General features: G+C 60.0%; 1 rRNA gene. It reads right to left on the bottom strand.

Annotated features, from left to right (window positions below):
• Window positions 1-650 (bottom strand): 23S ribosomal RNA (locus tag M3148_RS16930); the annotation flags it as partial.

Raw genomic sequence — 650 nt, forward strand, 5'->3', positions numbered from 1 at the left:
CTTGTGTGAGGCCCGGATTTGCCTGGACCTCGCCCTGCTCCCTTGGACGTGCATAGCCATTAAGCACGCGGAGGCTACCTGTCTGCGTCACCCCTGTTAATACGCTTACCTAATGCCGGTTCGGGTTCCGCGCGCGGCCCACACGCACCCCGAAGGGTGACGTGAGGGCGTTGGGCGGTTAGCATCACCGGGCTCGGTATGGGCGGTGTTTCGCCGGTACGGGAATATCAACCCGTTGTCCATCGACTACGCCTGTCGGCCTCGCCTTAGGTCCCGACTTACCCAGGGCGGATTAACCTGGCCCTGGAACCCTTGGTCATTCGGCGGACGGGTTTCTCACCCGTCTTTCGCTACTCATGCCTGCATTCTCACTCGTGTGGGATCCACCACTGGGTCACCCCGCAGCTTCACCTCCCACACGACGCTCCCCTACCCATCAACACCCCTGAACACACTCCACGAGGGAGGATGCTGGGGACATGTGCTGATGCCACGGCTTCGGCGGTGTGCTTGAGCCCCGCTAAATTGTCGGCGCAGAATCACTTGACCAGTGAGCTATTACGCACTCTTTCAAGGGTGGCTGCTTCTAAGCCAACCTCCTGGTTGTCTGTGCAACTCCACATCCTTTCCCACTTAGCACACGCTTAGGG

The sequence above is a fragment of the Georgenia satyanarayanai genome, from assembly GCF_023715365.1.
Taxonomy (GTDB): domain Bacteria; phylum Actinomycetota; class Actinomycetes; order Actinomycetales; family Actinomycetaceae; genus Oceanitalea; species Oceanitalea satyanarayanai_B.